The organism is Streptoverticillium reticulum, from assembly GCF_047456005.1.
Taxonomy (GTDB): Bacteria; Actinomycetota; Actinomycetes; order Streptomycetales; family Streptomycetaceae; genus Streptomyces; species Streptomyces reticulum.
Genome location: NZ_CP179755.1, coordinates 5421908 through 5445469 on the forward strand (window position 1 = coordinate 5421908; position 23562 = coordinate 5445469).

Consider the following 23562-nt stretch of genomic DNA (forward strand, 5'->3'; position numbering starts at 1 on the left):
TCACAGCGACGGCCGAACACATCCCGTGTCGCTGCCAGCACCGGCCGCGTCGGCCGGTCATGCGCAAAACGCATCGATCGGCATCAGCTCCCGCCTTCTATGCTGACGCCGTACGGTGCGCCTGGTGTGGGGAGGACGGCATGGCCGGGAGGAAGAGCGGAAGCGAAAAGAATCGGCTTACGCCGCTTCCGGACGTGGCCCGGCAGTTGTGGGTCTTCTCCGGGAACGAGTGTGCCTGGGACCCGTGCGACGTACGTCTCGTGGACCCGACCGGTGGTTGGGTGGGGAAGATTGCGCACATCGTCGGCGCCGAGCCCACCAGCGCACGTCACGATCTGACCTGGACCAAGGAGGAGCTGCGCGACTACAGCAACTTGATCCTGCTGTGCGGTAACCACCACGACGTCATCGACCACCCTGCTAGCCGGGACCAGTTCACGGTCGAGTATCTGCGTGCTCTCAAGGAGCGCCACGAGTCCAGGTACCGCTACGGGCTGGCTCGGATGGAGGAGGCGTTCTTGAACGTCACCAAGGGCAACGTAGTGCGGCCCTGCACGACGCTTGGGCAGTTCTGGCTGGGCGACGATGAGGAGGAGCGCGCCGGCAACGTCGAAACCGTGAACGAAATCGCGAACTACCTCGCGACCGTCACCACAGCAGCCCGGCAGGTGTTGGCGTTCCTGGTATCGCGTGAGGAGCCGATCGATATCTGGGAGCTTGCTCGCCACAACGGCGAGGTCGAGCCCGTGCGGACCGGACGCATCCTCGCGGAACTCGAGAACCGCAAATTGGCGTGGGTGGACGATGACCCCTTCGAAGAAGAGCTCCCCCACCGGGTTTTCCTGTGGACCGGCGGGGTCTCAGGCAAGAGCGGTTCCAACATCCTCAACGGCTGGGACGACTTCTGGGAGATGCTGCGCGACCACCTCACGGAGCGAATCGATGCCACGGTGGAGGACGTCATTGTCGGACTCGACTTCTCCCTGCTGGACTGAACGGTTCCGGAGGACCAGCGCCACCGCAGAGCCCGCGGCGAGCTGGTGGAGGGTCGATCAACTGACAACTGCTGAGCGTCACCAGTGCTCATGATCACCCGGATCTGCTCGGCCGGTGCGCAAGATCAGGCGGATTTGCGCACCACGCAGTCCCAGCCCCTACATCGATTCGATGGCAGCGGACAGTTCGCCGGGGGCAGACAGCAAAGATCCACGAATGACTGGCCAACGCGGGCAGGGGCATGTCAACGTAGACGACCTCTTCGCGGAACATAGCAGGTCAGAGAGGTGATCGCCGTGACCGTGGCTCCCGTGAGCCCTGGATTCTCCACCACCGTTGCCGCCCTGCGGCTGCGTGAGTGGCGGCTCGGCCCGGGCCAGCCCACACTCGTCACGGACCAGTTCTCCGCCGCCGACTTCAACCTGGTCGTCGACGACCGAGCCGATGTCCACATCAGTTCGAAGGACGGACGCTTCTACTGCGGCTGGTTTCCGCAGGGCCGCCCCGGTACGGACGGGGAGGGCTGGAAGATCGCCGTCACCGGCACGGCCACGGTCCCCGGATACAGCATCTCCTTCGACACCGAGACGCCGGCCGAGATCGTCGCCGCCACCGTGGCGAGCGTGCTGCAATCCTCCCGGCCCCTGTGACGGCGAAACCGCCCCCGGCTGCCTGGCTGGCCGGTGCTCTCGCCCGTCCCGTGCCCCGGCGGCGCGATACCGCGCCGTCTCGTCCATCCCGTTCCTCACGTGCAAGGAGGCTTTCCGTGGAGCACACGGAGATGACCGTCGGCGATCTCATCGACCAGTTGTCCGCCTTCGACCGCAGCATTCCGCTGCGGCTGGCGATGAACCCGTTCTTCCCGATGGCGCACCGCCTCGAACAGGTCGTGCAGGCCACGGACGAGACCGGGCAGCCGATCGTCTACCTGGCCGAGGGGCGGGATCCGGAGGCTCAGCTTGGGCATCTGCCCCCCGAGGTCGCCGTCGCCCTGACCTGGCACTCTCCCGTCCAGGCACCCCCGCGCCGTCAACGCCGCACCGCACGCGGGCAGTAGTCCCCGCTCCGAGCCTTTGGAGGCGCCCCTGAACCCCGACATTCCCCTCGACCCGGCCGCCGGGAACAGCGCCCGGCGCGCGTACTGGGTCGGCCCCCGGCACCTGGCCGGTGACGACCAGCGCCTCTACGACACCGTCGCCGATACGCTCGCCGGCCTGGGCTGGACGAGCCTTGCGATCGTCCGCGGACGCCAGGAGCCGGACGAGGCGCCGGAGGACCGCCAGGTCCTGCGCAGCACCGTCCTGCACATCAGCCCCGACGCCCTTCGGTGGGCCCAGTGGACGCTTGCCGACGAGCCGTTCCACCTCGGCGAGCTGCCGATCGCCTGGCAGGTGTGCGCCCGCGCCGAAACCGGCAGTCCGCTCGCGCAGTGGTCGGCCTACTTCACCCCCGACGTCCCCGGCGAGGTCCTGGTCGACTTCCTCCTCGCGCTCGACGCCCGCGAGGAGCCCGCAGTGTCCTTCGCCGGGCCCGAGGTGGTCCTCGATGCCGTCACCGCCCACGGCTGGCTCCGCGACATCGACCAGCCCAACGCGGCGGCGACGGACCCGACCTTCACCTCCCACCTCAGCCTTGGGGAGGTACCGCCCCTCATCCAGGACGCCGACCCGCGCACCCTGGTGGCCGAGGCCGACGAGGAGGGGCCGGCGGGGTGGCAGGCGTGGGCCGAGCCCGTGCTGGGTGCGCCGTGCCTGTGGGCGGCGTCCTTCGCGGCCAGCGTGCCGCACGACCTCGTCGCCGCGTTCGCCGCCTCCCTCAGCTCCACCGCACCGGTTCTGCGCCGGGTGCTGCCGGAGAGCACGCAGGAGCGACTCCTGCGCGCCCCGGCCGGCTGAGCGCCGACGTCAGCCCTTGATCCGACGAACGAAGCCCGGCCTCCCCGATTTCGGGGAGGCCGGGCTTCATGCTGCTGTGATCGCCGTGCTCCGAGGAGTGGGAACTGTGACGGCAGTACGTGACGACGCCCCCGACCGTGGTGGTCGGGGGCGTCTGTCGCGGTGCGTCAGCGGGTTGCTGTCGCCTTGGCCAGGGCCTTACCGAGGTGCTGGTCGACCAGGGCCGGCGAGCCGGAGACGACCAGCAGCAGGTTGCCGTCGCGGATCGCGGTCTGCTTCACGATGCTGTCCTGCCCGCCGGTGGAGAAGGTCAGCAGCTGGCTGAACTGCTCGTCGCCGAGCCGGGGCGCGGCCGTCTTCTGGCTCGTGACGTCGATGGCGGTGCTGCCCGAGACGACTTGGTACGTCGGGCAGCCGGTCATGGCGTCGAAGATCCGCCCGGTGCCGTCGGACAGTTTCGCGGGGGTGTCGCTGTAGAGCTCCTCGGAGAGCTGCGAGTCGCTGCCGCCGGTGTAGGTGAAGGTGGTCTTCGCCTGGCGGGGGAAGTCGAGCGAACCGCCGGTTGCCGCCTCGCCCAGCTTGGTCAGGGCCGGGCAGCCGAGGACGGTGACGTCGTCGTGCTGAACGGGGGCCTCGGGCTTGCGGGTGTAGCCGGGCCCGAGGTCGCTCTCGTCGAGCAGGCGAGGCTGCAGCGCGGCCGACGACAGCGGAGCCTTGCTCTGCTCGGCGGCGGCCGGGTTGCCGGTGGGGGCGGCGGACGGGGAGGCGGGCTTGGCCTGGCTGGCGTGGGTGGAGCAGGCGGGCAGGGCGAGAACGGCGACGGCGGTGAGGCCGAGGGCGGTGGTGGCGACGCGAACGCGCATGGGTGAACTGACCCCTTGGTGCTCGGAGACGGTTGGGCAGTGCGGGCCCGCGGGGCCCGGAGAGGGGTCGTAGGAGTGGGGGTCAGCGGTGGCCGAGGTGCCGCAGGCAGTCCTCGAACGTGGCGTGGATGGCATCCCCTGGGCCGGAGTGCCGGTTGAACCACGCGGTGTCCAGACGCCTCTCGTGCTGCTGGTGTCCGTCCCGGCAGCGCAGCCAGACCTGGTCGTGCATGGAGAGGATGAGCCAGTCCCGGTACGCGCCACACTCGGCACAGGCAACGACCTCGCCCTCCAGGACGACCGGCCACGGCCAGGGCATCACCCGGCCGTCGAGCTGGTCGTGGCTCGGGACGCGCAGCTCGGGGGGAATGAAGTCGTCCACCACCGGCGCCGGCTCCGCCGGCTGCTCCGTTGCCGCTTGCATCTGTACGACCGGCGGCACCAGGCCGTCCATCCGCAGCCAATCCTCGTGCGCCTTGCGCTGGATCTCGCTGAACTCCTGCTCGCGGCGGCGTCGTATCCGGCCAAACACCCGGGCGTTCTCCCTCGTCTCGTCCTGCACGCGTCATGATCGTGCCTCAAGCCCGCTGACCTGTTCAATTCAGAAAGTCCACAGTCACGACCGGCCGCGCCCAGGCCGGCCTTGTCCGGGCGTCCGCTGCCCGGCACGCTGGGCCGAGCGCTGCGCTGCGTGAGTGTCGGTCAGCATGCCGGTGGTGTCCGCGGGCAGGTCCGCGGCCCGGCGCAGCCGCCACACCAGGACGTCGCTGACGGACGCCGCTGTGTCGAGTTCCCGCCGCCTGGCGGCGTCGGCGAGGAGAGCGGCCGGGTCGTGGCCGGCGGCCTCGGCGTCGGCGAGGGTGGCGGCGAGCGCGTGCCAGCCGGGTTCGGCGAGGATCCGCTCGGCCAGCTCCGGCAGAGCCTCGCGCAGCACCGCCGTCTGCCGCTGCCGCAACACCCGGCCCAGGCGCCGGCCGCGCTGGTACAGGGCCCCGAGCGGCTGGGCGGCGGCGGCCTGGTAGGCGGCGCGCAGGTGTTCGGCGGCCTGGCGCGCTGCGGCGGCCTGCTGGGCGTGGTCGTTCTTCGCGTGCCAGTGGGCGGCGGCGGTGATGAGGAAGAACAGCATGTCGATCGCCATCGCGGTGGTCGCACCGTCCTCGCCCCGGCCCAGCGCCGGGCCGCTGTGGACGAGTTCACGGGCAGCCTGCCGCAGCGCCCGGTCATGCCCGCGCTCGGCACGGACGTGGGAGCGTGAGGCCCGCTCGAACGCCCAGGCCGCCTCACGCAGTTCACGGCGGGTGTGGGCGGCGGAGGTCTTCGCGAGCGCGTCCAGCACCTCGCCGGCAGCGGCGATGTACGCGGCGGCTACCGCGTCGTCACCGTGCTCGATCACCAGCACCGCCGCCCACGCGGCCGAGGCCGTCCGCCTGCGGGCAGCGGCCGGACCGCTCGGCCCCGCCGGCGCGGGCGCTTCTATCGGTGTGGCGTCCTGGTCGCGGGTGTCGGCGGACCAGCGCTCCCGGATACGGGGCAGGGACAGATCGGGGGCCAGACGCGCACCGGGGTAGAAGACCGGTTCGCCGTCCTTGTTGCGGTCGTCGGGCAGGGCGACCTTGTAGCCGAGCAGGTCCCCGGAGGGGGCGACCCGCTTGCGGATCAGCAGGCCGGCGGCGGCCAGCCGGTCGAAAAACTCCTCCTCGCTTCTCACGCCGGCCACCGCGCGGCGCACCGTCTCGCGCAGCTCCTCCCGGGCGGTGCGCTCGCGGCCCTGGCGCTCGGCCTTGTGCCGCTCGGCGCTGGTGGGCCGCTGGGCCGCGGTCCCGTCGCCGGGGGCGACCTGATGGAGGCCGAGTTCCTTCTCGATGAGGCGGCATTCGGCCTGGGCGCGCTTGCCGGAGCGGTAGTCGTCGGGGCGGCTGCCGTCCTCGCACACCAAGGTGGCGACGATGTGGATGTGGTCATCGGCGTGGCGGACGGCGGCCCAGCGGCAGCCGGGCTGTCCGTCGCCGGGGTCGATGCCGGTGGCGGCCACGATCCGGCGGGCGATCTCGCCCCACTCCTCGTCGGACAGGATCCGGTCGTCCGCAGCCGCGCGCACGGAGGTGTGCCAGACGTGCTTGGCGGGCCGAGCGTGTTGCGGGAGGGCCATCACGGGCTGGTCGAGGAGCTGCTGGAGGTCCTTGAGGGTGGCGTTCGGGTCGCGGCCGGGGCCGGGGGACATGCCGTCGAAGGAGGCGACGAGGTGCGGGTCGATGTGCTCCTCGTGCTTGCCCGTCTCGTACAGGTAGGCGAGCAGGCCGATGGTGCGTTCCCCTGACTCGTTGACGCTGGGGATCATGAGCTGCGGTGCGCAATCAGCTGTGCGGCAGCCTCGTGGACGGTTTCGGCGGCTCGGCGGACGGCGGCGACGGCTGCTTCGAGCTGGGGTGCGTCGGCGCCGGAGTTGATGACCTTCATGGCCTGGTTGAGGTTGCTGCCGGCCCAGCCGAGGCGGCGGCGGCTGTCGAACAGGGCAGTAATCACTTCGCGTTCGTCGGCGATCTCGGCGCTGGTGCGGTCGAGGTCGCGGGCGGCGGCGAGCGCGGAGCGCGCGAGGAACCCGGCGACGGACAGCTGACAGCGGGCGGCGGCGGACTTGATCAGAGCGAACTCTTCATCGTTAAAACGGGTATTGGGCTGGTGCAGGCGCTTGCTCTCGCGCGGCTGGCGTGGGCGTTGGCGGGCGCGTACGGCGCGCTCACGGCGAGTGCGGCGCTCGGACGGCTTCTCCTCCTGCCTCGGCTTCGATCCGCCCTCGGTCGAAGCCAGATGGACCTGCGCCCCCCGGTGCAGGTCCACTCCCGCCCCCTCGGGGGCGGGAGTGGCGGAAGCTACGCTTCCGCCCCAACTTGCTCGCCGCGAGAGCGAGTTGACGTCGGCTACAGGTGCGACGGCGGTGGCGTTGTCGTTCGGGTTCGTCATCGGATCTCGGGCCTCGTGGAGCGGATGCGGTGCTGGATGGCGGCGGCCAGTTCGACGACGTCGGCCGGTCCCGCAAGGACGCGGACGTCGCCGTCCGGGGTGTGCTGGATGAGCCACTGGCCGTTCGGGACGCGGACTGCGGTGTGCAGGAATTGCTGGCGCACCAGCACGTCCGCCCAAGCATCGGCTTCCGCAGTGGTCGGTGCGTACTTACGCGGATGTCGGGGATGGATGGCGTGTCCTCCGTCGCGGGGGCGGTGGCCCGGCACCAGGCCGGGCCACCGATTCAAGTGCCGAATGCAGGCGGGTGACCTGCGTCTTTGGGGGCGTCAGCCGCACTCAGGGCAGCGGTCGATGTGCCAGTTCAAGGCCCTGGCCATCTTCCGCTTCACTGCGATCGCGTTCTTGGCGCTGACCTTGCCCGACACGGTGCCCTGGTGGCGGGCGGAGTGGTTGATCAGGAAGCGGATGTCCTGCTCGTATCCGCTTCGCATGCGCGTGAACTGCTGGCAGGTCTTCATCGGGTCGTACTCCTTGTCGTCGTGGTGGTGTCCCCGCTCCGCAGCTGCTGGAGAACGAGGCTGAGTCGGTCGTTCCGGCCGCCTGTCAGGCCCTCGCGCCGGAGGATCTCCCGCAGCTGGACCCGGGTGACGGCCTCGTTGCCGTCCCGGGCGAGCAGCTCGGGCACGTGGGGGCGGACCTGCTGGACGAGCTGGTCCACGGACTCCTGCAGCTCACGCGAGGGACGCTGCGTGCGCGGGCTGCGGGACGGCCCGCCGCGCTTGCCCTTGCTCTTGGCCTTCGTGGCCGGCTTCCGCCGCAGGGGGACCGTGTGTCCCCGGTCCCCGGTGGGGTCGGTTCCCGTGTCGGTGTCGGTGTCGGTCGGTCCCCGGTCCCCGGTGGGGTCGGTCCCCGCCTCGGCGTCGCTCGGTCCCCGCTCCCCGGCGGGGCCGGTCCCCGCCTCGGCCTCTGGTCCCCGGTGGGAATCGGGGGCTTGACCAGGGGCTTCTCCCGCGGGCCTGCCGGTCCCCTCACCGCCGCCCAGTTCCTCACTGGCCTCCGGCTTGACGGCTTCGGCCCCTGCCTGACAGCCCCCGGTCCCCGTGTCTCGGTCCCCGGGGACCGTCTCTCCGCTCGGACTGGGGGCGCTCTCGGGGACCGGTCCTCGTTCGTTGCTCGGTCCCCGGTCCCCGAGAGCGTCGGCGTTAGCGCGGGGACCGTCGATGGGGACCGCGGTGGTTCCGCTGTTCGGCGCGGGGACCGTTGCGGTGCCGTCGCCGCCCTCGTGCGGGGACCAGGGGGAGGACAGGGGGACCGTGGCGAGCGCGAGTGCGTGCCGGCGCGCGGCGAGCTGGTCGAGCAGCGCGGCGCGCTGGGTGGGGTCCGTGCCGACCGACGCTCGGCCGATCGCCTTCGACAGCTTGCGTGTGATTCGCCGTCCGCGCCAGCCCTGTTGCTGTGTGGGGGTGCGCTCGGCGAGGCGGCAGGCGAGGGCGACGGCGCGGGCGGTGGCGCGGTCGCGGGTGATCTGCGCGGCGTCGCGGTCCCGGGCGGCGATGCCGAGGCGGGACAGCAGGCGCTCGCGCGCCTCCCGGCCCAGGGTTGCGATCAGTCCGTGGGAGGCGGCACCGGGGATGCGCAGCCGCAGTTCGATGCCCATGGCCTGGTGCCAGAGCATCGCCGCCATGACCGGGCCGACGAAGGCGCGGACCGTGCCGCCGACGGGGCCGCTCTCGGCGTAGGCGGGGATCACCTGCACGCCGGTGACGACCCAGACCAAGGTGCCCGGCAGCCCCGGCGCCCCCTGGGTGACCAGGTTCTCCCGGGCCATCAACGCGGTCGCGAAGAGCGCCAGTTCGGCGGAGCCGAACATCGCGCCCCGCTCGGCGGTGCCGGCCATGTCCAGGTAGTCGGCGGCGAACCGCCAGCTGGTGTCCGCGCTGTATGCGGTGCAGCCGAGCGCGGCGATGGCGGCGACCTTGACGGCCAGGCTGCGCGCACGATCGCGCGAGCGCGTTGTCCGGTGGCGGATCGCCCAGGCGGTCAGGGCCAGCGCCAGGACGGCGGCGGGGATGCCGACGGTGGCCAGGGACAGGTCCGGGATGGTGCCGAGGGTCAGGAGGGGGTGGGTCATACGGCCTTTCCGAACGAGGTGTTCGCGGAGGTCGACGTCACCGGACGGAACTCCGGCTCTCTCGTGGCGGGCCGGGCAGGCGTGGGCCGACTCGTGGTCGGTGCCGCCGGCTTCTTCTCCTTCTTCTTGCGCCGTGGGGGGACACCGAAGGTGAGGTCGCGGCCGAAGACCTTGTCGGCGGCTTCCCGCAGCAGTTCCTGGGCGTGCTTGTGGCCGATCTGCAAGGCGACGGCGAGCCGGTCGGCGCGCCAGCCCCGGACGTAGGCGTGGTCGATGACGACCTGTCGCTCCTTGGCGGTGAGGTGCACGTCGCGCCCCTTGAAGACCGCGAGTACGCGCGTGTAGTCGAGACGCTGCGGCAGCCCCTTATGCCAGGCCCGGCGCTCGGCCTCGGTCACCCCGCCCCAGATGCCGTCCTTCAGGTCGTTTTCGAGGGCGTAGTTGAGGCATTCGCGACGGACGGGGCAGGCGGCGCACAGCTCCTTGGCCTCGGCGATGGCCTCGTGGTCCCGGGGCAGAGGGAAGAAGGTGGCGTCGGCGTCCTCAACATCCATGCCGTAGCACACACCGCGGGTCTGCCAGCTGGTGTCGCCGACGCCGCGCAGGCCGGTGGCCGGCGCGTCGTGGGTGGTGATGTAGCGCAAGGTGGTCTCCGATGTGCTGCCGCGTCGGCCGCCCAGGGGCGGCGGGCAGGTGGACGCGGCGTGGGGTGCCGGCTGCGGTTCGCAGCGGGCGCAGCCGGGCGGGACGGTGGCGGGCGCCGGTGCACCAGCGGGGTGCACCGGCGAGTGGGGCCGGTCAGGCCATCGCGGGCTGCTGGGCCTGGCGGGCCTGCTGGGCGGCGGCGAGGTCGAAGCGGCCGGGGTGCGGGGTGGCACGCGGGGCGCTGCCGCGTGCTCCGCCGTCGGGGCCGATGCGTCGGCGGCGGCACGGCTCGCCCGCCTGGGCGTGGCACCACTCGCACCTAACCGCCAGCGCGTCGGGCTGGCCTGCGGCGATGGCCGCCTCCCGGGCGGCGCGGGCGGGCCGGTAGGGCGCCAGGGCGGCTCGGGCGTGCGCAGGGATGCACGAGCCGACCTCCCTCAGCCGCGCTTCCAGCCGCGGGCTGATCCGGCCGCCGGCGATCTGCCGGTGGTGGGTGGGCTCTGCCGAGCCCGAGGCCACGGCGCGCCGGGTGCCGGCCAGCTCGGCGGTCCAGGCCGCCTGGTCGTCCGGGTCGGCGGAGGGGGTGGGGTCGCTGTGCCGGGCGAGGCGGTCGCGCCGGTAGCTCTCCCACGGGCGGCCGATGTCCGCGGGGACGATCTGGTACGGCGAGGTGCGGATGTGCTGGCGGGCGGCGATCCGGGCGTCCCAGCCGTGCGGGGTGGCCATGGGCACGTCGCCGAGCAGCTCGTGCCACTGGGCGAGCTGGTCGCGGGCCTCGCCCTGGTCGGTGCGGATGGTGCGGGGGTCGAGCCGGCCGATGTAGGCCAGCAGGGCGGCGATTTCGCGGCGGTCCACGGCTACTGCTCCGTTCCGGTCGGCTCGTTGAGGGCGGCCAGCAGGGCGGCGGTGTGCGCCTCGGCGCGGGTCATGCCGCTTGCCGGGGCGGGGCCGCCTCTGCCGGGCGTGGCGGAGGCGTTCGGGTGGCTCGGGGCGTGCTCGCGGGCGACCCAGGACCGCCAGTCGGCAGCCCAGGCCGCAGCGGTGCGGGGCTTGAAGTCGGCGCGGTGGGCGCGCCACTTCGCATCGGCCGCTCGCAGGCCGTCTTCGCCGAGGCGATCCAGGTGACCGTGCTGGCGGGCCCAGGCGTGGGTTGCGGGGTCGACCTGCCACGCGTCAGCAGGCAGGACGGCAGCGCCACCCCTACTGCTGCCTTTACGGTTCACCTTCGGTTCACTTTGGTTCTGGGGTACGGAATCCGTACCTTCGAGGGGTCGGATTCCGGCACGTCGAGGGGTCGGAATCCGTCGCGAGGGGTCAGATTCCGCACCGGTCGGATTCCGTCGGGAGGGGTCGGATTCCGCACCCTTCCGGGGCCAGATTCCGTACTTCCGGAGCTTCTCCTTCTTCAGCTCCGGCACCGGGTCCGACTCCGTCGGCGGCTCCACGTACGCATCCGGGTCCTCCTGCTTGGCAGCGGCGACCTTGGCCAGCCAGGCGGCGGCGCGGGGCAGGCGGTAGACCGTGGTGCGTTGCGGGCCCTCCAGGTCCTTGCACTCCTCCAGCTCGCCGCTCTTGTCGAGCGCGGTCAGAGCGGTGCGTACGGCCGTCCGGGAGGCATTCGTGCGCTCGACCAGGCTCGAAAGCGAGGCCCATGCCACGCCCTGCTCGTCCGGCACACGGTCAGCGATCGACAGCAGGACCAGGCGCGCCACTCCCCGGCTGGAGCTGTGCTCCCACACCCACTCGCGGGCGTCGACACTCATCGGCCTCCCCCGCTCACGAGGCGGGACCGGCGGCTCGCCGAAGCCGCGAGGGTGTGCTCACGGCCGGGGCGGGAAGCCGCCGAGGCGCAGCAGGCTGCCGCGCAGGGCGGGGCGTCCGGCCTTTCGCGCAGGGCAGAGATCATGCAACAATCCCCTTTGCAGTGTTGCCACGCTGAAGCGCCTGGTGGAATAGGGATCAGCGTGGTGATGGTGGGCAATCGCCGCCCTTGCCGGGGCGGGTTATGCCGTTGAGCGTTCGGCGTCCGGGAGTTGCACCTCTCGGGCGCCGTCGCTGTATGCGGACCTACAGGGTCTGGTCTGTGCCTGCTGCGCTCCTCATGTTCGTGGTGCCGGGCGGGGGTGCCCGGGGGACGACGAACATACGCACGGACCCGCGTCAAGATCCAGACTTGGTTCTAGAACTCTGTAGTAGTTGCAGAAAGTGACGGCCCAGTGCGCGCCACGCCTGCTCTCCCGCTGGGTGAGGCCCGTCGTCGGGGCGTTCACAGCTCGCTGCCGCGAGTGGAGGCGAGCGTCGCCGAGACGACGACCCGCTTGCTGTGACCGTCCGCGGGCCAGCACGTCACCAGCGTCAGCAGCGCCTTGGTGGGCGTCGCGCCGGGCTGGCCTGGGACCTGGGCTGTGACGGCGACGTCGGTCGGCGCGACCGTCGAAATGCTGGTGACGGTGTAGGTGTAGGTGATCCGCCCGGGTGTCGAGACGGTGATGGGAGCGCCTGCCTTGATGTTGTCAATGTCGCGCAGCGGAGGCGAGGCAATGCCGGAGCGGTGGCCGGCGAGCACGAAGTTGCCGACCTGGCCTGCGGCCTCGGTGCCGTCGAAGTGTCCGAGCCCGGCACGGAGCTGGTCGGGGCCGGTGCCCTGGTAGACGGGCTGTGCCCAGTCCTTTCCGAGGGCGGGGATCCGCACGACGTCGATGATGGATCCGCCCGGCCCCGGCACTGCGCTCGGTGCGGATGCAACGTGGGGATCGGCCCAGTGGGCCAGGGCGCGCCCGGCTTCGGTGGCCGCACGGGCGGAGGGCGCGCTCGAGGTGCGCGGGGACGGCGTTGCCTGCGACGGCGCGGACTGCGCGGGCACGGACGCCGCAGTGCTCGCCTGGCCGGCCTTGGAGGAGTGTGTCCAGGCCACAGCGGTCGCGGAGAGCGCCAAGGCAGCGGTGAAGCCGATGGCCACGACCTGCCAGCGGTGGCGCGGCCCGCGGCCCGCGTGCGCATCACTGGACGGCGTTGGTGAGGGGGAAGGACCCTGCGGATCCGTGGTGTCGCCGGGCTGGTCGGGGGACTGATGCATGGGTGTATCCAGAGCGCGAGGAGAGCGGATGGAGGTACACAACGGGGCGGGGACCGGCTCAAGGCCCCCGCCCCATTGCGGAGTTCGCGCAGACGCGCGGCTAGGCATCGCGCGCCGGCGTAGGGGTCAGGCGCCGGTCTGCGGCAGCACCTTGATCGTCACCGGCCGCGGCTTGGGCATCGCGGGCTTGGGGATCCTGGCGTCGCGCACGGCGACCTGGGCGGCCTTGCCGTCGGTGACCGCCACCTCCTGGTCGGCCGCCAGCTGGTAGCCGTCGACCGCCTCGACCTCGTGGACCGTGTACTCGCCCGCCGGCAGCTCGGCGGTCTGCCAGATGCCGTCGGCGTTGGTCGTGCCGGTCGCGACCGTCTTGCCGCTGGCCTTGTCGCGCACGGCGAACGTCACGCCCGACAGCGGCTTGCCGGTGTCGCCGGCACTCTTGACGACCTTGATCCGGCCGCCTTCCCCGGTGGCCTTCATCGTCAGCTGCGCCGTGGCGCTGGTGGTGCCGCCGGTGATGACCATGCGCTGCGCGCGCTTGTTGTGGGGCAGGACGGCGCGCAGCGTGGTGCCGGGCAGGCCCGTCGCCTCCGTGGTGAGCGTGACGCTGTGGCCCTTCGCGGCCGTCACGTGCGCGTAGGCGATGCCGTCGGCGTTGGTGGACTCGGTGTCCGTCGCCACCTGCCTCCCGTCGAGGGCGGCCTTCAGGTTGAGCCGGATGCCTGGCACCGCGTTCCCGGCGGCGGAGGTGACGGTGATCTTGATGCCGGTCGTCACACCGGGCCGCAGCGCTGCCAGCGGCTGGAGGTGGACCGTGTACGGGCCGGCGAACCGTGCGGCCTCGGCCAGGTACTCGGTGGCCAGCTTCTTCGCCTGCGGGGCCACCTGCGGGTACGACAGCCGCTGCACGGCCCGCGTCCCGTCGGGCAGGGCATAGGTGGACCCGGCGTTGAGCAAGCTGTAGACGTCCGCGTCGACAGCGGCGGCCTGCGCGTCCGAGCCGGCCTGGCCGTACTTCGACACGATGTACGCGGCCTGAGAGACCTGCGCGGCGGTCGCGGCCTTGCCGGTGGCCTGCGACGTCCAGGAGGTGTAGTCGCGAGCGGCCGCGTAACCGCCGGCGGCGTCCGGGCCAGCGAGGCCCGGGTCGGCGCAGTACGCGATCGCGCCCGGCACGGCGGATACGTAGTCGCCGACGTGGGAGGCGCCCGCGTGTCCGGCGGAGTCCGGGATCAGGAAACCCCGGCCCCACTGATCAGCCGCCGACGCGCTCGGCGCCAGCAGCGCACCCGCGCCCACCGCCACCGCTGACGCAGCCACCAGCGAACGCCGAAACCGACGCGCGGCGTGCGAAGAGGCAGGTGATGATGCAAAACTCATGCATGTCTCCGAAGGGGATGATGCCGGGCCCGCCAGCGGGTTTCTCAGGCCAGCAGCTGGCTGGGCCCGGTGCCGCTTCCCGCCCAAGGGCAGGGAAGTTCTGTACGTGGGCGAAGAAAAAGACCAGGTAGAAGGGGTTTCCCCCGGTCGATCTCGCCATCGTCAGGCTATCTGTCCCTGCGCGCACGCACAAGTTGCTAAAGTGGGCTCATCAAACCTTGCATGCATTGGAGCGCTTTACATGTCCCAGCGTCTGGTCGACGGACGCCGCATCAAGGTGGCGCGCATCCATGCGGGACTTCTGCAGAGCCAGGTGGGGCAGGCCCTGGGTGTCTCCGACTCCGCCGAGGCGAACTGGGAGAACGGCAAGAAGCGCCCTGACGCCGAGGTCCTGCCGGCTCTCGCCAAGGTCCTCGGCAAGTCCCTGGACGCCCTCTTCCCCCGAGAGGGTCTGCCTGACCTCGCGGACCTGCGGGCCGATGCCGGGATCTATCAGAAGGACACCGGCCCGATCATCGGCACCAAGAGCCACGCGCCCGTCAGCCGCGCGGAGCGAGGCATCCGCCGGCTGGACCCGAAGTATGTCCCGCCCCTCGCGGCGGCGTACGGGGTCAGTGTCGATTCGCTGCTGGCCGCGCAGGAGCGGTCCTTCGGGCGAGATGTGCCGGAGCCGGGCCAGGTACCCACGTCGCTCGCGGACAAGATCGCGTTTTTGATGGAGCACCTGTACCCGGGTGATCAGGTCGCGCCGACGGCCGACGAGATCGCCCAGGGGGTCAACGAGTGGGCAGGTGCTGCGGTCGCCTCGGAAGCGGAAGTGAAGGCGATTCTCTCCGGCGCCCAGCCCACGGCCAAGCCGATCGTCTATCACGGGCTGGCCGACTTCTTCGGCGTTGAGCCGCTGTTCTTCGAGCCCCAGCACGAGGTGGCCCGGCACATCTACGAGGGACTGCGACTGCTGGCCCTTGCCCGGGAGGGCAAGGTCACCCGGGCTGTGGCACACGGCGCGGGCGAAGCGGGGCTTCCCGCGGACGTGCTCGCTTTTGTCAACGAGGTCGTCGTCGAACTCCAGGACCGAGGACTGCCCGCCGCCGGCGACGAAGGGCAGTGACCTCGGCCCCGCGGGTGTGCTGGCCGCACGTCCTAGGTGGTCACGGGCGGCTCGGCTGGTACTGCCGGCCGGCGGCGAACACGGTGTTGACCGCGCGCAGCGCGTCCAGGTCCGCCAAAGGGTCACCATCGACGACGAGCAGGTCCGCGCTGTATCCCGGGGCGATCTTGCCCGTCACGTCACCGAGACCCAGAGCACTTGCCGCCTGGGCGGTGGCCATTTCGATGATCCGGTTGTTCGGCAGCCCGAGGTGCCGGTGGAAGCCCAGACTTGAGACCAGCCCGTCGAACCCGGCACGGCCCACTCCGGCGTCCGTACCGGCGATCAGCCGCACCCCCGATTCCGCGACCCGCCGGGCCATGGCGACCAGGGCCTCGGCACGCTCGGGGCCGAAGATTTTAGGCAGCAGGGGCCACTGCGGGCTGACGGTGGGACAGACGAAAATGCCCTTGTCGACGATCTGGGCCAGCACCTCCTCGCGCACCTCGAAACCGTCGCGGGTGATCCACGTGCAGTGCTCGATGGTGTCCACCCCGGCGGCCACGGCAGCTGCGATGCCGTCGGCCCCGTGGGCATGCGCGGCCACCGGAAGCCCGGCCTGATGAGCTTCCTGGACGACGATCGCGAGTTCTTCCGGGGTGAACTGGGACGCCCAGCTGGCCGGCCCGCCCTTGGTCAGGCCGCCGCCGGTCGCCATGACCTTGATGACCTTCGCGCCGGCCGCGATGTTGCGCTGGATGAGGTCGCGGATCTCCCGCTCCCCGTCGACTTCGCCCCCGAGGAACCAGCAGTGCCCGCCCTTGGTAGTGACAGGCTGCCCCGCGCAGATCAGGCGCGGTCCCACGGCGGAACCTTGCGAGATGGCGCCGGCCAACTGCAGCGCGAGGCCGCCTCGGTCGCCCAGATCGCGTGCGGTGGTCACACCGGTGCTCAGCAGCTGCTCGGCCCGCCGCTTCATCTCGCGCAGCAGAGCTTCGTCGTCCTGACCTTGCAGCCTGGCCACCGGGTCGGTCCCACCGTCAAAGATGAGGTGGACATGGGCGTCGATCAGCCCGGGCAGCACCGTGGAGTGCGGGAAGGACAACCGCGCCTCCCCAGGCTGCGCCTGGGGTTCGACATCCGCGCGTCGGCCGGCGGCGATGATCGTGCCACCCCGGAAGAGGACGGCGCCGTCTTCAACGCACCCCGCGGTGTCGGTGAGGAGTCGTCCAGCGGTGATCAGCACGCTGCTTCCCTTTCGTTCCTGGCTTCGCTGCGCAACGCCTGCGACAGCGCGACCAACTGCTGTACATCGGTGTCCCGATCGCCGTTCTCCGGCACCGCCAGCGGGACCGCCCGGTCCGAGACCGGTGCGCCATTCGCGAGGGCTGCAACGGCGGCCCGCAGATGCTGGGCCAGGACCTCGGGGCGGCCCAAGTCCACGATGGTGCCCTCGTGCCCGCGGCCCTGGAGGCGCGTGCTGATCTGCACCAGGCCGTCACGGCATTCCACCACGCGGCGGTGGTAGCGGCGATGAACGCCGCCGGCCCGCAAGCGGTCACGCCATGTGTCACCCGGGAGTTTCAGAACGCTGCGGGGATATGCCTGCCGCAGCAGCCGCCACAGCGGCTCCAGCTGACGGTGGATGCGGCGGTGCTCCCGCCATACCCGCAAGGCCGCGAGCCGCGCCCGCACGCCCGCATAGGTGAAGCCGAAGGTGAGCAGCACGAGCGATGCCATCAGCACCAGCGCCACGCCGACGGTCAGGGCCTTGGGGATGGCACCGCCCTGCCAGCGGACGATCACGAAGACCGCGTTCGCCGCGCACACGACGGCCATTCCGAGCAGCCCCGCAGCCGCTACCCACATGCCCGTGGACACCGGACGCTGGGACTGCCGCGCATGCTGCCGGGTCCAGTAGGAGGCTGCCGTCAGGGCGTAGAGCAAGTACAGGCCGGCCGTGAGGTAGAACGCGGCGACCTGGGGAACGGTCATGTCCGACGTCCCCACGCTGCTGGTCAGAGCGGACCGGGGGGCGGCCAGGGCGGCGAAGCTGATCATGCCCACGACCACAGCCAGGGCCACGCCTTCGATCCGCGCCCGACGCCTGCCCGTGCGCTCGTCCGACACTGCGTACAAGTAGACACACATCACGAAGTACGCCGCCGCGAGAAGCAGCACATTCTGCACCAGCTTGCCCCACCCCGGGTCCGCAACCGTCTCGAAGCCCGGCCCGACCGGCGCAGCGACGAGATAGGACGCAAAAGCACACGCCAAGCACAAGCACGCGCTGCGCTGCGAGGGGTTGCGCGGGTCCTTGACCAGCTGGAACACCCTCCAGGCGACGGCGGTGGCCAAAGCGGCGAAGACCAAGAGGACGGCCATCACCGCCACCCCACCGGGGCGCCGAAGGTGTCGTGGAGGCGACGCACCGACGGGTCCACCGAAACGCTGGGCGTGACACCGTCCAGCGCCCAGGCCCAGCCCAAAATGATCGTCGCGACCAGCTCTGCCTCCTGCTCCTGCGCGTCGCCGTAGCTGCAGCGCCCCAGCGCCCGGCGTATCGCGCTGGGCGCAAGTCCGGCGACTACCGCATGCCACTCGTCCACCCGGTCGTCGCCCCGGTGGTCCGCGAGAATATGGCCGATCTCGTGCAGGATGATGTGCTCCTGGTGGAGCTTGGTCGTTTCCTGCTGATAGATGATGAGGTCCGCCGCCGGCGTCTCAAGCCACAGGCCCGACGGCCCAGGCTTCGGCAGCGGATACGCCCGAAGCTCGATGGGGCGCCCGCGCCTCTCGCCGAGCGCCTTGCACAGGGCCTCCACACTCAGGGGAGGCTGAACGTCAAGATCACGCAGTTCCTGTCGGATGCGCCGCTCCAGATCGCTGTCGGCCGGACGCTTACGCCAGGCACGTCCCCGGCGCCGCACCGCGGCCACGGACTGTCCTCCGCCGGCACCCGCGCCCTCGCCGCAGTCGGCCTCCGCCGCTCCCTGGGCAAGGGCATTCCCGGCGTCCGGAGCCCCGTTCCACCACATATCTGTTCCTCACGCTCATGGCCTCCCCCCACAGCCGATCTTGCGATGCACTGGGGCAGGAGGCATCAGTGCCCCACGGCTGCGCCCCCGTCGACAGGCGGCAAAAGAGCCCCGGTGATGCAAGGGGTGGTCTTCACTCGACCCCGTGTGTCCCATGCCACAACCGTTTGCCGAACCAGCCGGTAAGAGGATTTAAGTCAGGCGCCAAGAGAGCGTCAACGACGGCCATATGCCCGGTTTTACGCGGGTATATGGCTAGGGGAACGCGCGCCCGCCGGCATGCCGGCGAGTCTCTAAGTGCCTTGCCACGTAAGCGGAATGAGAGAGTCCGGCGATAGAAGGAGGAGGGTCGCAACGCTGGTCTAGACCGGCCAACGGGAGGGGGTGGCGAATACCGGCAAAAATTTGCCGGTCTCGCGGTCCATGCCGGGAGGTGCGGTGGGTAAGTCCGTTTCGTGATCATTTTCCCCGTCGTTGCAGTCGAAATGTTCAAGCCTGAACCGTGACATTCCGGACGGTATGTGGCCCGTACCACAAGTGCACAAGATCGCCAAATCTTGCGTATTGTCTTGCGGGAGGCGCAGGGGGGCCAGCGGTCGGGCTGACCCCTCTTTTTTCATGCCCGAAAGCGGATGTCTCCCTGGAGCAAGGACAGGACAGGAGGCTTGATGGTCGCGCAGCGGCGGGCCGACAGCAGCAAGGGCTCTGCCGGGAAGAAGACTTCTCCCGAACGGCCTACCGGAGTCGCCGGTCAGTACATGGGGTTCGGCGCGCTGCTCAGGCAGTGGCGCGAAGCCGCCGGCCTGACGCAACGCCCCGTATGGCGGGCCCTGGGCATCTGCGAGCGCAAGTACCGCAATATCGAAAAGGGAGCCACGCCGCGGTTCTCGAAGGCCCAGTGTGATGCTCTGGCGGAGGTGCTGCAGCTGGACGATGAGGAGCGCCACGCCCTGCTGCTCCACAATGTGGGCACCTACCTGCGGACCGTCCCGGCCGAGGGGCGTCCTGATGTGAAGCCGGCGCTGAGGCTGCTCATCGACCGGCAGATGCCCAGCCCCACCTATCTGTCCGACCGCTACTGGAACATCCTCGCGTACAACGCGGCCATGGCCGAGCTGTGGCCCTGGGTGATGGAGCCCAAGGCCAACTTGATCCGCTGGGCCCTCACGACCGCGGAGGGACGCGCCACGTACCACGACTGGCACAAGCACGCCACGGTCTTCATCCGCATGCTCCGGTTTGCGCTCACCACCCACGGCGAGGACCCAGAGCTTCTGGAACTGATCGAGGACGTCAAAAAGAACCCCGAGGTCCGGCAGATCTGGGACTCGGACGACGACCTGGTCGAGCACCGCGACGGTCACGTCTTCCTGGCCAGCGTGCCGACCCTTGGCTGGAAGACGATCGAAATCGTCAGCCATGTGGCCTACCCCGCGATCATGCCCGACTGCCGCTTCGTCGTCATGACCTGGGTCGAGGCCGAACCGGACAGCCAACGAGACGCCCTGGGCGGCATCCGAAATGGCTGGCTGGACGAAACCCACAACACGCCACGTGAGATCGACCGAGCCCAGGAGCGGATCGCGGAAGCAGAACGCCTCCGCGCCGAAGACGTCCGCACCGCTCGAACCGTGGTGGACAGCGCGGACAAGGCCGCAGCCAGTGCCGGCAAGGGAGGCATCCACCTGTCTGCCCTCAGCCGCCTCGTGGCACCTGACTGCCAGCTGACCCTCTCGCCGTCCAAGCGCACCGTGACCTGGGCCGTCGAAGAGGCCCCCGGACAGTGGGGCGTCAGCGAAGTATCGCCCTCCACCGTAATCGCCCGCGTACCACGGGGACCCCTGCCAGCGCAGGCCCGAGCCGAGCTGAAGCAACTGACCCGCCTCGCCCTACCAGCTCCCCCCGACGCCGCCGCCTCCCGCATTGAGCAACTCCTCGGCGAACTCGACGAAGAACAGCGACTGCTCCGCGAAATCCAGGAAGACCTGTCCGGACACGCCCACATGCGCCCCGACAGCCAAGACGTCGCCAGCCTGGTCACCGAGCTGCGGCCCGGCCCGGCGCTGCGTACAGCCAGGCCAAGGCATAGCCAACGACGCGGCGGCGCCCTTCCTGCCGCGGCGGCCCCTGCGGACCTTCCCTCAACCGCCTCGTAGAAAGCCCGTTTCGTGCACAGCTACATCTACCCCTGCCCGCTGCGCTGGGCGGACGCCGACGCCAACGGGCACGTCAACAACGCCCTGTTCCTCCGGTTCATGGAGGAGGCGCGCACGCGCATGTTCCGCGAAGTGCTGGCCGACGACGAGGCCGGCCGCCGCAGGAACGCCTTCGTCGTGAGCCGCGCCAGCGTCGAGTACCGAGCCCCTCTGCACTACCGCGAAGACCCGGTCGACGTGCACGTCCGGGTTGCTCACCGCCGGGCGGTCTCCTTCGAGCTGGCGTACGAGATCCGCGATGCCAACCAGCTGTATGCCGAGGGCACGATCGCTATCGCCGCCTATAACCTGGACACCGGACGGCCCCGTCGTCTTACCGACACCGAGCTGGCGTTCCTGGACCGCTACACCGAGTCCTGAGCGTTGGGGTGTCGCTTCGGACGGCCACGCGAGGCGTTCGGGCACCTCGCGCCAATGCCTCGGTCAGAGTCGTCTGACAGCTGTCCCCTTCCCGTCTTGTGGTGGCGACGCGGACCACCGGTCGACTTACGGCCGGCCTGCTGGGATGGTGTCAACATCGCCTGGCGCGGGGAGGGCTAAGCGGCGCCATGCACGTCAGCACGGGGAAGGGGAAGGCGTTGAATGATCCGCTGGTCGCAGTGGCCCCCGGGGTGTGGGCGCCGTGGGCCCGCGTGGACACGCATCCCGTGACCGGCGACGACGGCGTCCTTGCGGTCCACGTGACGCGGTATCCGGTGCCTGCGGAGGATCTGCATGACCACCTTCTGCCGGACACGCTGAACCTCCATACGCTGGTGACGGCCCCTGTGCCGTTTCGAGTGCTTCAGCGCCAGCTGGCGAACGTCAGTAACCTCAAATACCGGCACGAGCTGGAGCGGGGGAACTCAGCGCAAGACCATCGGGCCATGAACGGCGCGACCGTCGTGGTTGGCCGGACTTACGACGGCGACCCGCCGCCCCTCGTGCTCGACGCGATGATGCGCCGCTACTGCCTGGCGGACACCATCGGTGTGCGGATCGACGAGCAGACGTTCTTGGTCGCCATGCGTACCCGTCACCTCCTCGGCTCTGCCCACCCGGACGAAGACGTTGCGGGCTTCACTGTCGTGATGCGGGGTGACAAGGGGGCACCGGTGGCATTGTTCCCCTCTGCGCTGTACGGATGGAGTCGTTGGTGGCTCAGCGAGGTACGCAAAGTGCGTGAATGCCTCGTGGCCAGCCTTGAACTACCGCAACCGCCAGCGCAGTTGGATTTCGTTGAGGCATGGCAGAGCCACCGCATCCATATTGAGACCTACGAGCGCACTGCATGGCCTGCACTGCCCCCTATACCGCGTATCGACTGGGGAGACGATGGCCTTTAGAGGGGCACTTCTGTATGGGCCGGGGCCTTACATGCGGCCTGTGTAGAAGTTGCCGGAAATCGGCGGCCAGGTCGGCACCACGGCCCGGGTGACGGCTCCCAGCGTGGCCCAGTCGCAGATCGGCTCGGCCAGCAGGTCCGCGAGGCGGAAGATCATCATTTTGCCTTCCGCCCCCGCGTCTGTGCTCTCGGCATGTCGGTTCTGGAGGGCGGTGAGTTCCTCTTCGGTGAGTTCGAGTACGGCCACGCCGCGTTGGGCGGCCAGGAGGGAGGAGTCGTTGCGCCCTCCATGGGAGCGCAGCCGGTCTGGTTCGATGCTGTCGATGCCGAGCACCTCGGCGACGGCGCGGGCGCGGTTGTCTCCTCCGCTGAACTCGGTGGTGATGGTCGGCAGTTGGAGGGCGAGCCCCTGGGGTGCGTTGCGGACGGGGAAGTTGGACAGGCTGTTGTCGCACGGAGCCAGGACGATCTCGCAGTCCGTCCACCGTTCGCGCCGGCGGTAGGCGACGACACTGGTCACCATGGAGTGGCACACGAGCAGTTCGCTCGTGATGCGGTGATCGGCATGCCGGATGCGCGCCCGCATCGACCACCACGGCCCTGTGTCCCCGGTGTGCTCGTCGCTGTGGATCCATTGGATGTCGGCACCGATGAGCGACTTGCGGGCCTCGCGCAGAGCGGAACTCCATGCGTAGTAGCCGGTGGTGCGGGCCACCAGGAGCGGAACCTCACGTTCTCCGCCCTTGCGTTCACGGCCTCGTCCGATGCGCTTGAGGACGATCGCCGCAGCATCGGCCCCGCTGCCGGCTACGGGTACCGGATGACGTTCGAGCCATCGATGCAGCGACGGGTCGGGGTCACCGCCGGGGGCTAGGAGCACGAGCCGTTCGCGGACCGCGGCGGTCTCGGTATCCGCCAGCAGGTCCAGGCGCGTCGGGTCGGGGGTGCCGGCCGGGCAGTGGGCGACGATCTCGTCGGCCCGGGAGACTGCCTTGGCGGCCCACTCCTGGTGCTCGTCGGACATCGGGCTGCCGTCCTCTTGGCAGGGGATGAACACGACCAGTCGGCCCGCCTCGGTCCATCCGGTGCGCAAGGCATCGAGCGCGTCCTGTCGCCAGAGCGACTTCGCGTCGGCTGCCGCGAGCAGAACGGACGCAGTCCACTGCTTGGGGAACGCCTCACCGGCGTGGACGACCACGAACGAGCGGTCCCACTTCGGCAACTCACGCAGATCACCGGTGGCGATGTCGAGGCTCTCGTACAGGTCGTCGAACTGCACGGTGAGCGACTCGGGCGCCGGCCCAATGGTGCGCTGCTCGTGATCGGCTTGCCAGTTCACGGCGGAGACACTGCCGGTGCGTCCTGCATGCGCCGTTGAGACCACTTCGACCTCGGCCCACAGCGACGGGTGCCCGCCGGCGGTCAGCAACTCGCGGTCCAGGCTGGTCCGGAGCTTGCGGGCGGCCTGCTCGAACATGTTCGAGCCGGTGTCGCGGAAGCGGTGTTCTGGAGAAATCTCGACGTCCGCCTCGTCGGACATCAGGGTGTCTTCGCGGTCCTCGTAGTGCGTGGACTGGAGGGAGTTCCACACCCGCCAGATGCGGGACTCCACCCGAGCGGGGCCGCTGAACTCGTCCTGATCTGCGCGCGCTTCAGCCAGCCGCGTGCGAGCGCGCTCGGCCATCGCTTCCGCGGCGTCGGGCGTCGGCCCGGAGCGTGGACTGGGGATCAGCTGAGCGAGGTCTTGTTGCAGCACAAACGGATCGTCGAGGCGGTAGCGCACCGACTGCGTGGAGATGCTCTCGACGTCACGCCCCTCCTGGGCCGCGATGAGGTAGCAGGTCAAGGCGAGCACGTCCTGCTCGTCTCTCGGCCAGGGCCGGAGTTCTCGTGCCCTCCTGCGTGCCGCGTCCCACCGGTTACCCATGACGTCATTGCCCATGA

General features: G+C 70.4%; 24 protein-coding genes. 8 read left to right on the top strand and 16 right to left on the bottom strand.

Annotation, left to right across the window (positions count from 1 at the left end; translation table 11 throughout):
* Positions 1–260 precede the first annotated feature (260 nt).
* From ACMATS_RS24875 to ACMATS_RS24890, 4 genes are all read left to right on the top strand, one after another.
* Entirely contained in the window at positions 261–995 is a 735-nt protein-coding gene (locus ACMATS_RS24875) for a hypothetical protein (protein ID WP_227723683.1), read from the top strand.
* Positions 996–1292: 297 nt separating this feature from the next.
* The gene (locus tag ACMATS_RS24880) at positions 1293–1646 is read left to right on the top strand and encodes a DUF317 domain-containing protein (RefSeq protein ID WP_227723682.1); all 354 of its coding nucleotides are present in this window, start codon (positions 1293–1295) and stop codon (positions 1644–1646) included.
* Between the two features lie 116 nt (positions 1647–1762).
* Positions 1763–2053 carry a hypothetical protein gene (locus tag ACMATS_RS24885; RefSeq protein WP_227723681.1) on the top strand — a complete coding sequence of 97 codons (291 nt, stop codon included), beginning with the start codon at positions 1763–1765 and terminating at the stop codon, positions 2051–2053.
* 16 nt (positions 2054–2069) lie between these two features.
* A complete protein-coding gene (locus ACMATS_RS24890; protein ID WP_414169110.1) occupies positions 2070–2891 on the top strand; it encodes a DUF317 domain-containing protein in 822 nt (273 codons plus the stop codon).
* Between the two features lie 167 nt (positions 2892–3058).
* On the opposite strand, the gene ACMATS_RS24895 is transcribed toward ACMATS_RS24890, so the two are convergent.
* The 12 genes from ACMATS_RS24895 to ACMATS_RS24950 all read right to left on the bottom strand — a co-directional run bounded on the left by ACMATS_RS24895 (position 3059) and on the right by ACMATS_RS24950 (position 13890).
* Positions 3059–3754: a hypothetical protein gene (locus ACMATS_RS24895; RefSeq protein ID WP_414169111.1), complete on the bottom strand. Its 696-nt coding sequence runs from the start codon at positions 3752–3754 to the stop codon at positions 3059–3061.
* 82 nt (positions 3755–3836) lie between these two features.
* Complete coding sequence (locus ACMATS_RS24900) at positions 3837–4286, bottom strand: hypothetical protein (protein WP_414170789.1); 450 nt, start codon at positions 4284–4286, stop codon at positions 3837–3839.
* 84 nt (positions 4287–4370) lie between these two features.
* Complete coding sequence (locus ACMATS_RS24905; protein ID WP_414169112.1) at positions 4371–6092, bottom strand: relaxase/mobilization nuclease domain-containing protein; 1722 nt, start codon at positions 6090–6092, stop codon at positions 4371–4373.
* On the bottom strand, positions 6089–6592 hold the full coding sequence (locus ACMATS_RS24910; protein WP_227723677.1) for a plasmid mobilization protein: 504 nt from the start codon (positions 6590–6592) through the stop codon (positions 6089–6091). Before ACMATS_RS24910 ends, ACMATS_RS24905 begins: the two co-directional genes overlap by 4 nt.
* A gap of 119 nt (positions 6593–6711) precedes the next feature.
* Positions 6712–6879, bottom strand: a complete 168-nt coding sequence (locus ACMATS_RS24915; protein ID WP_414169113.1) for a hypothetical protein — start codon at positions 6877–6879, stop codon at positions 6712–6714.
* Between the two features lie 165 nt (positions 6880–7044).
* Positions 7045–7236, bottom strand: a complete 192-nt coding sequence (locus ACMATS_RS24920) for a hypothetical protein (RefSeq protein WP_414169114.1) — start codon at positions 7234–7236, stop codon at positions 7045–7047.
* Positions 7233–8849, bottom strand: a complete 1617-nt coding sequence (locus ACMATS_RS24925) for a hypothetical protein (protein ID WP_414169115.1) — start codon at positions 8847–8849, stop codon at positions 7233–7235. The genes ACMATS_RS24920 and ACMATS_RS24925 overlap by 4 nt, the downstream gene beginning before the upstream one ends.
* Positions 8846–9493 carry a WhiB family transcriptional regulator gene (locus ACMATS_RS24930; protein ID WP_414169116.1) on the bottom strand — a complete coding sequence of 216 codons (648 nt, stop codon included), beginning with the start codon at positions 9491–9493 and terminating at the stop codon, positions 8846–8848. The genes ACMATS_RS24925 and ACMATS_RS24930 overlap by 4 nt, the downstream gene beginning before the upstream one ends.
* A 154-nt stretch (positions 9494–9647) precedes the next feature.
* Positions 9648–10349, bottom strand: coding sequence for a hypothetical protein (locus ACMATS_RS24935; RefSeq protein WP_414169117.1), 702 nt, complete (start codon positions 10347–10349; stop codon positions 9648–9650).
* Positions 10350–10351: 2 nt separating this feature from the next.
* A complete protein-coding gene (locus ACMATS_RS24940; RefSeq protein WP_414169118.1) occupies positions 10352–11257 on the bottom strand; it encodes a helix-turn-helix domain-containing protein in 906 nt (301 codons plus the stop codon).
* Between the two features lie 503 nt (positions 11258–11760).
* On the bottom strand, positions 11761–12570 hold the full coding sequence (locus tag ACMATS_RS24945; RefSeq protein ID WP_414169119.1) for a sortase: 810 nt from the start codon (positions 12568–12570) through the stop codon (positions 11761–11763).
* A gap of 126 nt (positions 12571–12696) precedes the next feature.
* Entirely contained in the window at positions 12697–13890 is a 1194-nt protein-coding gene (locus ACMATS_RS24950; protein WP_414169120.1) for an MSCRAMM family protein, read from the bottom strand.
* A 301-nt stretch (positions 13891–14191) separates the two neighbouring features.
* Between ACMATS_RS24950 and ACMATS_RS24955 the strand changes: the two genes are divergently transcribed.
* On the top strand, positions 14192–15061 hold the full coding sequence (locus ACMATS_RS24955) for a helix-turn-helix domain-containing protein (protein WP_414169121.1): 870 nt from the start codon (positions 14192–14194) through the stop codon (positions 15059–15061).
* A gap of 40 nt (positions 15062–15101) precedes the next feature.
* Here the strand turns inward: ACMATS_RS24955 and ACMATS_RS24960 are convergent, their stop codons facing one another.
* The 3 genes from ACMATS_RS24960 to ACMATS_RS24970 are packed head-to-tail and all read right to left on the bottom strand — an operon-like array spanning position 15102 to position 17979.
* A complete protein-coding gene (locus ACMATS_RS24960) occupies positions 15102–16286 on the bottom strand; it encodes an amidohydrolase family protein (protein ID WP_414169122.1) in 1185 nt (394 codons plus the stop codon).
* Positions 16280–17425 carry an MAB_1171c family putative transporter gene (locus tag ACMATS_RS24965; RefSeq protein ID WP_414170790.1) on the bottom strand — a complete coding sequence of 382 codons (1146 nt, stop codon included), beginning with the start codon at positions 17423–17425 and terminating at the stop codon, positions 16280–16282. The genes ACMATS_RS24960 and ACMATS_RS24965 overlap by 7 nt, the downstream gene beginning before the upstream one ends.
* A complete protein-coding gene (locus ACMATS_RS24970) occupies positions 17425–17979 on the bottom strand; it encodes a hypothetical protein (RefSeq protein ID WP_414169123.1) in 555 nt (184 codons plus the stop codon). Before ACMATS_RS24970 ends, ACMATS_RS24965 begins: the two co-directional genes overlap by 1 nt.
* 767 nt (positions 17980–18746) lie before the next feature.
* Here ACMATS_RS24970 and ACMATS_RS24975 point away from each other — a divergent pair.
* From ACMATS_RS24975 to ACMATS_RS24985, 3 genes are all read left to right on the top strand, one after another.
* Positions 18747–20234 carry a helix-turn-helix transcriptional regulator gene (locus ACMATS_RS24975; protein ID WP_414169124.1) on the top strand — a complete coding sequence of 496 codons (1488 nt, stop codon included), beginning with the start codon at positions 18747–18749 and terminating at the stop codon, positions 20232–20234.
* Positions 20235–20246: 12 nt separating this feature from the next.
* Positions 20247–20654, top strand: coding sequence for an acyl-CoA thioesterase (locus ACMATS_RS24980; RefSeq protein WP_414169125.1), 408 nt, complete (start codon positions 20247–20249; stop codon positions 20652–20654).
* A 287-nt stretch (positions 20655–20941) separates the two neighbouring features.
* Positions 20942–21619 carry a hypothetical protein gene (locus ACMATS_RS24985; RefSeq protein ID WP_414169126.1) on the top strand — a complete coding sequence of 226 codons (678 nt, stop codon included), beginning with the start codon at positions 20942–20944 and terminating at the stop codon, positions 21617–21619.
* Between the two features lie 27 nt (positions 21620–21646).
* Here the strand turns inward: ACMATS_RS24985 and ACMATS_RS24990 are convergent, their stop codons facing one another.
* Positions 21647–23560 carry a hypothetical protein gene (locus ACMATS_RS24990; protein ID WP_414169127.1) on the bottom strand — a complete coding sequence of 638 codons (1914 nt, stop codon included), beginning with the start codon at positions 23558–23560 and terminating at the stop codon, positions 21647–21649.
* Positions 23561–23562 lie beyond the last annotated feature (2 nt).

Bases quoted from the DNA above. Each gene is read 5' to 3' on its own strand.
- ACMATS_RS24945 (WP_414169119.1), bottom strand. From the start codon at position 12,570: ATGCATCAGTCCCCCGACCAGCCCGGCGACACCACGGATCCGCAGGGT.
- ACMATS_RS24905 (WP_414169112.1), bottom strand. From the start codon at position 6,092: ATGATCCCCAGCGTCAACGAGTCAGGGGAACGCACCATCGGCCTGCTC.
- ACMATS_RS24925 (WP_414169115.1), bottom strand. From the start codon at position 8,849: ATGACCCACCCCCTCCTGACCCTCGGCACCATCCCGGACCTGTCCCTG.
- ACMATS_RS24975 (WP_414169124.1), top strand. From the start codon at position 18,747: ATGGTCGCGCAGCGGCGGGCCGACAGCAGCAAGGGCTCTGCCGGGAAG.
- ACMATS_RS24955 (WP_414169121.1), top strand. From the start codon at position 14,192: ATGTCCCAGCGTCTGGTCGACGGACGCCGCATCAAGGTGGCGCGCATC.
- ACMATS_RS24990 (WP_414169127.1), bottom strand. From the start codon at position 23,560: ATGGGCAATGACGTCATGGGTAACCGGTGGGACGCGGCACGCAGGAGG.
- ACMATS_RS24895 (WP_414169111.1), bottom strand. From the start codon at position 3,754: ATGCGCGTTCGCGTCGCCACCACCGCCCTCGGCCTCACCGCCGTCGCC.
- ACMATS_RS24920 (WP_414169114.1), bottom strand. From the start codon at position 7,236: ATGAAGACCTGCCAGCAGTTCACGCGCATGCGAAGCGGATACGAGCAG.
- ACMATS_RS24965 (WP_414170790.1), bottom strand. From the start codon at position 17,425: ATGGCCGTCCTCTTGGTCTTCGCCGCTTTGGCCACCGCCGTCGCCTGG.
- ACMATS_RS24940 (WP_414169118.1), bottom strand. From the start codon at position 11,257: ATGAGTGTCGACGCCCGCGAGTGGGTGTGGGAGCACAGCTCCAGCCGG.